The sequence below is a fragment of the Sutterella parvirubra YIT 11816 genome (assembly GCF_000250875.1).
In the GTDB taxonomy this organism is placed as follows: domain Bacteria; phylum Pseudomonadota; class Gammaproteobacteria; order Burkholderiales; family Burkholderiaceae_F; genus Sutterella; species Sutterella parvirubra.
Genome location: NZ_JH604873.1, coordinates 29826 through 39364 on the forward strand (window position 1 = coordinate 29826; position 9539 = coordinate 39364).

Annotated in this window: 9 protein-coding genes; 7 read left to right on the forward strand and 2 right to left on the reverse strand. The window is 65.2% G+C overall.

The window, feature by feature from the left end; genetic code table 11:
* The 7 genes from HMPREF9440_RS11790 to htpX all read left to right on the forward strand — a co-directional run.
* Positions 1-1437: DNA gyrase C-terminal beta-propeller domain-containing protein (locus tag HMPREF9440_RS11790; RefSeq protein WP_008540873.1), on the forward strand; the 1437-nt coding region annotated here is incomplete at its 5' end.
* Between the two features lie 53 nt (positions 1438-1490).
* Positions 1491-2600: a phosphoserine transaminase gene (serC, locus tag HMPREF9440_RS01690; protein ID WP_245523551.1), complete on the forward strand. Its 1110-nt coding sequence runs from the start codon at positions 1491-1493 to the stop codon at positions 2598-2600.
* A 26-nt stretch (positions 2601-2626) separates the two neighbouring features.
* Positions 2627-3286, forward strand: a complete 660-nt coding sequence (cmk, locus tag HMPREF9440_RS01695; RefSeq protein ID WP_008540875.1) for a (d)CMP kinase — start codon at positions 2627-2629, stop codon at positions 3284-3286.
* A 132-nt stretch (positions 3287-3418) separates the two neighbouring features.
* Positions 3419-5113, forward strand: a complete 1695-nt coding sequence (gene rpsA / locus HMPREF9440_RS01700; protein ID WP_008540876.1) for a 30S ribosomal protein S1 — start codon at positions 3419-3421, stop codon at positions 5111-5113.
* An 18-nt stretch (positions 5114-5131) separates the two neighbouring features.
* Complete coding sequence (locus tag HMPREF9440_RS01705) at positions 5132-5464, forward strand: HU family DNA-binding protein (RefSeq protein ID WP_008540877.1); 333 nt, start codon at positions 5132-5134, stop codon at positions 5462-5464.
* A gap of 148 nt (positions 5465-5612) precedes the next feature.
* A complete protein-coding gene (locus HMPREF9440_RS01710; protein WP_008540878.1) occupies positions 5613-6779 on the forward strand; it encodes a tetratricopeptide repeat protein in 1167 nt (388 codons plus the stop codon).
* A 176-nt stretch (positions 6780-6955) separates the two neighbouring features.
* Entirely contained in the window at positions 6956-7849 is an 894-nt protein-coding gene (gene htpX, locus HMPREF9440_RS01715) for a protease HtpX (protein WP_008540879.1), read from the forward strand.
* 94 nt (positions 7850-7943) lie between these two features.
* Here htpX and HMPREF9440_RS01720 read toward each other — a convergent pair whose 3' ends face one another.
* Both HMPREF9440_RS01720 and HMPREF9440_RS11795 read right to left on the reverse strand, forming a co-directional pair.
* Positions 7944-8720 (reverse strand): radical SAM protein, encoded by a 777-nt coding sequence (locus tag HMPREF9440_RS01720; protein WP_008540880.1) that lies wholly within the window; start codon positions 8718-8720, stop codon positions 7944-7946.
* A gap of 182 nt (positions 8721-8902) precedes the next feature.
* The coding region (locus HMPREF9440_RS11795) for an MATE family efflux transporter (RefSeq protein ID WP_040763204.1) at positions 8903-9539 on the reverse strand (637 nt) is incomplete at its 5' end.

A 9539-nucleotide genomic window follows, 5' to 3' on the forward strand; every position in this document is an offset into this window, starting at 1 on the left:
ATCACCGCCCGCGCCCAAGGGTTCGAAAAAGACTTCTACCCCGAGGACATGGACCGCTCGCGCGGGCTGCGCAAGGACGGCCTCTACTGGCTCACGCGCCCGCAGGTCGACAACATCCTCGCGATGAACCTGCGCCGCCTGACCGGGCTCGAACAGGAAAAGATCCTCTCGGACTTCCGCACCCGCGTCGACGAGCTGATGGACTACCTCGACATCCTCGCCAAGCCCGAACGCGTCACCGCGATCATCGGCGAAGAACTCGAAGCGATCGGCAATGAGTTCGGCGACGAACGCCGCTCGACGATTGACCTTCTGGGCGATCCGAGCTTCAACCAGCGCGACCTCATCCCGCGCCGCGACATGGTGGTCACCATCTCGAAGGGCGGCTTCATCAAGATGCAGGAACTCGCCGACTACGCCGCGCAGGGCCGCGGCGGCAAGGGCCGCAACGTCCAGTCGATGACGAAGGACGACGAGGTCGAACACCTCTTCGTCGCGAACACGCACGACATCCTGCTCTGCTTCTCGTCGATGGGCCGCATCTTCGCGCTCGACGTCTTCGACCTCCCCGAAGGGAAGTCGAGCGCCCGCGGCCGCCCGATCGTCAACCTCCTCTCGCTCGACGAGGGCGAACGCATCACCTTCACGCAGCCCATCACCGAGTTCGCCGAAAAGGGCGACGACTCGCAGATCGTGATCCTCGCGACTGCGAACGGCTACGTGAAGCGCACGCCGCTTTCCGCCTACCGCAACGCCCGCCCCGGCACCGGCCTTCGCGCGATGACGCTCGTAGAGGGCGACAGCCTCGTGAGTGTGTCGGTCACGGACGGCTCGGGCGACCTCTTCGTCGTGAGCAGTGCGGGCCGCGCGCTCCGCTTCCCGCAGTCGTCGGTGCGCGTCATGGGTCGTACGGCGAAGGGCGTGCGCTCGATGCGCCTCCCGGCCGGCGCCCGCGTTCTGAACTGCACGCCGATCACGGACGAGAGCGCGAAGATTTTGGTCGCCACCGAAAACGGCTACGGCAAGCGCGTCGAACTCTCGGAATTCACGCCGCACGGCCGCGGCACGATGGGCCAGATGCTCATCCGCTGCTCCGCGAGGAACGGCGCCGTGGCGGCCGCCGAGCTCGTCGGCGAAACCGAAGACGTGATCATGCTCTGCAACCGCGGCCGCATGATCCGCACCCGCATCGCCGAGATCGGCGTCTACGGCCGAGGCGCGCACGGCGTGCGCCTCTTCCGTCTGGACGACGAACTGCTCGTCTCGATGCGGATCGTGCCGCCTTCGGACGACGCCGAAATCGAGCACCTCGAAATTGAGGAGCCCGAAGACGAGGACGAGGTCCTTGAGGACGACGTCGACGATCTCGACGAGACCGAAGCGCTTGAAGACGAGGCCGACGACGCCGAAGAGACCGAGGACGACTCGGCCGAATAACCGATCCACCCATTGGTTTTGACCCGGGCGGCATCTCCCCAAGGAACCGGGAGGTGCCGCCCGTTCACGAAAAGACCCTCCACATGAAGCGTCCCTACAATTTTTCCGCCGGTCCGAGCATGCTCCCCGAACCCGTGCTCGAAACGATTCAGGCGGAACTCATGGACTATCGTGGCCTCGGCTGCTCGGTGATGGAGCTCAATCACCGCTCGGACGCCTTTGAAGAGATCCTCCACGGGCTCGAAGCCCGCATCCGGCGGCTCCTCAAGGTGCCCGAGGACTACGCGGTGCTCTTCTGCCCGGGCGGGGGCCGCATGCAGTTTTCGATGGTGCCCCTGAACCTTTTGGGCGCGGGCGTCTCCGCCTCCTACGTCGTCACGGGCACGTGGTCCAAAGGCGCCGCGAACGAAGCGGCGCGCTTCGCGCGCGTGCACGTCGCCTACCACGGCAACGGCACGAAGCTCCCCGACGAGGAGATGCTCGACATCCCCGAAGACGCCTCCTACGTCTACTACTGCGACAACGAGACGGTGCACGGGATCGAGTTTCCCGAGCCTCCCGCCGCGATGGTGGGGATCCCCGTCGCCTGCGACATGTCGAGCAACTTCATGAGCCGGCCCTTCGACGTCAGCCGCTACGGCCTCGTCTGGGCGGGGACGCAGAAGAATTTCGGCATCGCGGGTTTGGCCGTCGTGATCGTCCGCAGGGACCTCCTGGGGCTCGCGAGCCCCGAAGTGCCCACCATGCTCAACTACGACACGTACGTGCGCACGGGGAATCTTCCCAACACGCCCCCCGTCACCCAGATCTACGTCGCGAACCTCATGGCCCAATGGATCGAGAAGGAGGGCGGGTTGGACGTCATGAACACGCGCGCCATCGAGCGCTCCTCGATGGTCTACGACGCGCTCGACGCCTGCCCCCACATGTACGCGACGAAGGTCGACCCGAAGGCGCGCAGCCGCATGAACGTCACCTTCCGGCTGAGGGACGAGATGCTTACCGACGTCTTCGTGAAGGAGGCGGCCGAAGCCGGCTTCATCAACCTCGCCGGCCACCGCACCGTGGGCGGCATCCGGGCGTCCCTCTACAACGCGATGCCGATCGAAGGCGCCGCCGGACTCTCGAGCTTCATCCGCACCTTCGCGCTGCGCCACGCCTGATCACCCGACAATTGAAGAGTACCCACATGAACACGATCCCCGTCATCACGCTCGACGGCCCGGCCGCGAGCGGCAAGGGCACCGTCGCCGAACTCGTCGCCCGCGAACTGGGCTTTCACTACCTCGACAGCGGCGCGCTCTACCGTATCGCGACCTTGGCGGCGCTGAAAGCCGGGGTCGACCCCGCGGACTCCGAAGGCCTCACCGCCGTCGCGGAGAAGCTCTCGCCGGTCTTTGAAAACGGAAGGATCCTTCTCGAGGGCGAAGACGTCACGCTCGCGATCCGCTCGGAAGAAGTGAGCCGCGCCACCTCGAAGGTCGCGGTGGTGCCGGGCGTGCGCCGCGCGCTCTTTGATCTGCAGCGCCGCGCCGCGCGTGCGCCGGGGCTCGTTGCGGACGGCCGCGACATGGGGACGGTGGTCTTCCCCGAAGCGCCCCTCAAGGTGTTCCTCACGGCGTCCGCGCGCGTGCGCGCCGAACGCCGCTACAAGCAGCTCACCGCCCGCGGCGAAACGGCCGACCTCGACCTTCTCACGAAGGATCTTGAAGAGCGCGACCGGCGCGACCGCGAGCGCGCCGAAGCGCCCTTGAAGCCCGCCGCGGACGCGCGTCTTCTCGACACGACCGAGATGGGAATTGAAGAAGCCGTCAAAAAAGTCCTCGATTGGTGGACGACGGCCCGCTAAAGTGCTGTAAACTCTCAACTTCCTCGCGCATCCGGATACGGATGCGTTATTCATCAACTCCGCCCAAGGAGTGCGCACGCACGGCAGTTGAGCGTGCGTTCCGCGGGTGTGCTTTTCATTTTTCCAGACAGAATGTCCAACGAAATCAACAAGCCCGAATCCTTCGCTGAGCTCTTCGAACAGAGCCTCGCCCAGCAGGAAATGCGTCAGGGTGAAGTCATCACCGCCGAAGTCGTCCGCGTGGACTACAACTTCGTCGTCGTGAATGCCGGCCTCAAGAGCGAAGCCTACGTGCCCATCGAAGAATTCAAGGACGATCGCGGTGAAGTGACCGTTCAGCCGGGCGACTTCGTTTCCGTGGCCATCGAAGCCGTCGAAAACGGCTACGGCGACACCATCCTCAGCCGCGACAAGGCCAAGCGCCTCGCCGCCTGGATGAACCTCGAATCCGCCCTCGAATCCGGCGAACTCGTCACCGGTACCGTCACGGGCAAGGTCAAGGGCGGTCTCACCGTCATGACCAACGGCATCCGCGCCTTCCTCCCGGGTTCGCTCGTCGACACCCGTCCGGTCAAGGACACGACGCCGTACGAAGGCAACACGTACGAATTCAAGGTCATCAAGCTCGACCGCAAGCGCAACAACGTCGTGGTCTCGCGCCGCGCCGTCGTCGAAGCCAACATGGGCGAAGAACGCGCGAAGCTGCTCGAAACGCTGCAGGAAGGTGCCATCGTCAAGGGCATCGTCAAGAACATCACCGACTACGGTGCGTTCGTCGACCTCGGCGGCATCGACGGTCTCCTCCACATCACGGACCTCGCCTGGCGCCGCGTCCGCCACCCGAGCGAAGTCGTTCAGGTCGGTCAGGAACTCGAAGCCAAGGTCCTCAAGTTCGACCGCGAAAAGAACCGCGTCTCGCTCGGCCTCAAGCAGCTCGGCGAAGATCCGTGGATCGGCATCGCCCGCCGCTACCCGCAGTCGACCCGTCTCTTCGGCAAGGTCACGAACATCACCGACTACGGTGCCTTCGTTGAAGTCGAAGCCGGCATCGAAGGTCTCGTCCACGTCTCCGAAATGGATTGGACGAACAAGAACGTCGATCCCCGCAAGGTCGTCACGCTCGGCGAAGAAGTCGAAGTCATGGTTCTCGACATCGACGAAGAACGCCGCCGCATCTCGCTCGGCATGAAGCAGTGCAAGGCGAACCCCTGGGAAGAATTCGCCCAGTCGCACAAGAAGGGCGACAAGGTCTCCGGCCAGATCAAGTCGATCACCGACTTCGGCGTGTTCATCGGTCTCCCCGGCGGCATCGACGGTCTCGTTCACCTCTCCGACCTCTCCTGGAACGAATCCGGTGAGGACGCCGTCCGCAAGTTCAAGAAGGGCGACGAACTCGAAGCCGTCGTTCTCGCGATCGACACGGACCGTGAACGCATCTCCCTCGGCATCAAGCAGATGGGCGGTGATCCGTTCGGCAACTTCGCCTCGACCCACGACAAGGGCACGCTCGTGAAGGGCACGGTCAAGTCGGTCGACCCGAAGGGCGCCGTGATCGACCTCGGTGACGACGTCGAAGGCTACCTCCGCGCTTCCGAAATCTCCGCCGACCGCGTTGAAGACGCCACCACGCGTCTCTCCGAAGGCGAAGAAGTCGAAGCCGTGATCGTCTCGATGGACCGCAAGAACCGTTCGATCCAGCTCTCGATCAAGGCGAAGGACGCCGCCGAAGCGCGTGAAGCGCTCGACCGCCTCAACGCCGACGCCGACGCCGCTTCCGGCACGACGAACCTCGGCGCCCTGCTCAAGGCCAAGCTCGAGCAGAAGTAATCCGCAGGAGGGAACGGAATGGGTAAGCCCATGGTCAAGTCGGAATTCATCCGTGAATTCTGCGACCTCTTCCCTCAATCGGATGAAACGCTCTCGACCGACGTCGCGGATGCGATTCTCGACCACATCGTCAACAAGCTTGTCGATGGCGGCCGCATCGAGATCCGCGGCTTCGGTTCCCTCGGGGTGAAGTACCGCGAACCCCACAAGGGGCGCAACCCGCAGGACGGGTCGCGCGTCGACGTGGGTGGCCGGTACGTCGCCTTCTTCAGGGCAGGCAAGAACCTGAGGGAGCGCGTCGACGCCGATCCGGACGGACTCGGCTGGCAGGCCCCGCAGCCCGAGCTGTGAGGCCCTCCCGCCGGGACCGCTGAGGCGGAAAGCCCTCACGGGGCGCTCCGCCTCACGTCCAAGGCTCAAAGAAAACCGCAGGTGCGAAAACGCCTGCGGTTTTTCTCATCTAAAATCAAACGTTTTCATCAGAAGTCGCGCGCGTTCCATGGATTTCGAACTCTGGTACCTCATCGCCGTCCCGGTGCTCTTCGCGGCGGGTTGGTTCTCCCGCGGTCTCGAATCGAAGCAGCAGTTCGAGCACGATCAGCCCCCCGAGTGCTACACGCGCGGCGTGTCGCTCCTTCTGGGCGACGAACCCGACCGCGCCGTCGAGTCCTTCACGGAAGCCGTGCGGCTCGACCCCGACACGACGGAGCTCCAGCACGTCCTCGGGAAGCTCTACCGCCGCCGCGGCGACTTCGAGCGCGCGGTGAGGCTCCATCAGCATCTCTTCAATCGCGAGGACCTCGCGATGGAGGAGCGCGTCGAGGCGCTCCGCGAACTCGCGCTCGACTACTTCACCGCGGGGCTCTACGACCGCGCGGAAGCCGCCTACCGGCAGCTCTCCGAGACGCCGTCCTTCTACCTCGAAGCGATGGAGAAGCTCCTCGAGATCTACGTGATCGAGCACGAGTGGCAGCTGGCCGTCGACACGGCGCTCTCGATCGAGCAGCGCGCGGGCGAAGACCGTTCGGTCGAGATCGCCCACTACAACTGCGAGCTCGCCGAAGGGGCGCTCCAGGCGAAGAATTTCGGCCTCGCGAAGGAATACGTCGAACGCGCCCTGGAGCGCGACGAAGCGACGCCCCGCGTCGACATCACGGCGGGGCGCGTCGCCACCGCCCTGGGCGAGCGCGACGAGGCGCTTCGCCACTGGCGCCGCGTGACGCAGCGCCATCCCGAATACCTGCCGCTCGTCCTGGGCGGCATCGCCGACGCGCTGGACGCCGGGGGCGAGCGCGAAGAGGCGCTTTCGCTTCTGCGCCGCGCGCTCGAAGAAAACCACACGGTGGACGTCCTGGAGCAGGCCCTGACGCGGCTCGCCTCCTGGGAGAATCCGGCGTCCGCGGAAGCCGCCGCCAAGGCGATGCTCTCGCAGCATCCGTCCTTGTCCGCCTTCAACGCGATCCTGCAGCTCCAGGCGAAGGCCGAACCCGAAGACGAAAAGATCAAGCTTCTCTCCCAGCTGATGGCGCGCCACGCCCGGCGCTTCGCGCGCTACCGTTGCAGCCACTGCGGGTTCCTCGCCTCGAGCTTCTCGTGGCGGTGCCTCGGCTGCGGGAGCTGGGACAGCTTCCCGCCGCGGCGCATCGAAGACCAGAAAGGCGCCTGAGCGCACGATTCTTCGCGCCTGTTACAAATCACCCTCAATCTTTTCGGCCCGCGTTCGGAAGAGCGCGGGCCGCACCGTAAAATAACCGTTCGTCGGGCGCTCTTTCGCCCGAGAGCCGACCGGATGAGAGAGCGGTCGGCCCGACCATACTTTCCCTCAGGAATCGAATAAAGAAAATGTTCAAGCGCATCGGCTTACTTGTTTTGGCCAACCTCGCCGTCTTCATCATGCTGAGCGTGGTGCTGACGATCGTGCAGATGGTCTTCGGCGTCAACTTCGGCGGCATGGCCGGGGCCGATCTCAACCTCGCCACGCTCTTCATCTTCTCGATGGTCGTGGGCTTCACGGGCTCGATCATCTCGCTTCTGATGTCGAAGACGATGGCGAAGATGTCGATGGGTCTGCGGATGATTGACGTCGACCGCCCCGCGAACAACCTCGAAGCCTACATCGTGGGCGTCGTGCGTCAGCAGTCGCAGACGGCCGGGATCCCCATGCCCGAAGTCGGCATCTACGAGGGCGAACCCAACGCCTTCGCGACGGGTCCCTCGCAGTCGAATTCGCTGGTGGCGGTCTCGACCGGGCTGCTCCAGCTCATGAACCGTGAGGAAGTCGAAGCGGTCATTGCGCACGAACTCTCCCACGTCAAGAACGGCGACATGGTGACGCAGACGCTCCTTCAGGGCGTGATGAACACCTTCGTCGTCTTCTTCTCGCGCGTGATCGGCTGGGTCGTCGACCGCCAGATCCTCAGGAACGAGGACGATGCGCCGGGCGCGGGCTACTACATCACCTCGCTCGTCCTTGACATCGCGCTCGGGTTCTTGGCCGGGATCGTCGTCGCCGCGTTCTCGCGCTACCGCGAATTCCACGCCGACGCCGGCGCCGCCCGCATCATGGGGAGCGAAGTTCCGATGGTGAACGCCCTCGCGCGCCTGGGCGGGATCGAACCCCGCGAGCTCGAAGGCTCCATCAAGGGCTTCGGCATCTCGGGCGGGATGGGTTCGCTCTTCGCGACGCACCCCTCGATCGAAGAGCGCATCGCCGCGCTTCGCGAGCACCGCTACTGATCGGCGTAGAGGCCCCGGGAGGGGCCTCGGACCCCGAAGGAAAAAGCGCCGCATCCCGGCTTGGGGACGCGGCGCTTTCGTGTTTTTGGGGCCGTCAGTAGCTCACCGTGCAGGTGAAGCCCAACGCACGCACCCGATCGGCGATCGCGTCCAACACGTCGGGCGCGGCCTTTTTGAGGCCCTTCTCGGGCGTCTCGCGGTCGATCGTGTAGATCGTGACGAGTTCGGGGCGGATCTTCTTCAGGGCTTCGAGCCACGGGTCGACGAAGGCGTCCGACGTGTTGTCGACGCTCCTTTCCTCAAACGTCCCCGTGAGGAACATCGTCTGCACGGCGCGGTGCCCGTCGAAGGCGGCGATGCGGCGCACGATCTCCCCGACGTCGTACTTCGCGTTCGGGCGGTCGACCGCGCGGATGAAGTCTTCGTTCACCGTGTCGAGCTTCATGAGGACGAGATCGGCACGGCCGAGCGCCTCGACGACCTCGGGGCGGTTCATGTGAAAGGCGTTCGTGAGGACCGTGATCCCGCACCCAGGCGCGTATCGGTCGCGAAGCGCCTCCACGTCGAACATGATCTGCCGGAAGGCAGGGTGCCCAGTGGGTTCACCGTTTCCGGCGAAGGTGATCACGTCGGGGAGGTCGCCCTCGGCCTTCATCGCCCGGAGCTTCTCTTCCAGGGCCGAGCGGACGAGCTCGCGTGAGGGCATCCGCTCGTGGGCGCGGTGGTCGGCGTTGCGGCCGCACTCGCAGTAGATGCAGTCGAACGAGCAGATCTTCCCGTCGGCGGGAAGAAGATTGATCCCGAGCGAGAGGCCGAGACGGCGCGAGCGCACCGGTCCGAAGACGGGGCTCGGGAAGAGAATGGTGGACATGGAAGGAAACCTCGCCGGCAGAGGGCCCGGCGCGCGGAGGGCGCCCGGGAGCCCGGAAGACCTACGGTAGCAGAAACGCGCGCAGCGCGCGTCGGCCGGTGGAGGTAGCCCTCAAAGCAAAGCCCGGACACCTTCGGGGCGTCCGGGCTTGGGTAGGGGTTCTCTGAGGATCCTTGCCGGGATCAGGCACGGTGCGCAAGCGCCGCGGCGATTTCCTCCGGCGTGTGCTCGTCGTCCTTCGCGAACTGACGGCCCACCCAGACCGCCATCCCGCAGAGCGTCGTCCCCGTGAGGAAGAGCCCGACGGAGGTGAGCCCCCAGAAGCCGTAGACCCCGAAGGGGCCGCCCGCCCATTCGCCGTGGAAGGCGAAGTAGTAGCCGAGCCCGAGCCCCACGCCCCAGAGCATGACGCCGTAGATGATCATCGGGACGCGCGTGACGCGGAAGCCGCGCAGCGAAAAGGAGCTCACGCACTGGAGGGCGTCGAAGAGGTGGTAGAGGCACCCGAAGAGAATGAGCGAGGCGGCGAGCGCGTGCACGGCCGCTTCCTTCGTGTAGAGCCAGATGATGGGGCCACGGAGGAAGAAGAGCACGAGCGACATGCAGAGCGCGATCGCGGCCGTGATGCGAAGGGAGCGCTTCAAGACCGCGTAGCTCAACGCGGGCCAGCGGGCGCCCAGGCACTGCGAGACGAGCACCGAGCTCGCGATCCCGATCGAGAGCGGGATCATGTAGCACATGCTCGTCATGTTGCCGACGATCTGGTGCGCGGAAGCGGTTTCGGACCCGAAGCGCGAGACGAAGACCGCCATGAAGGTG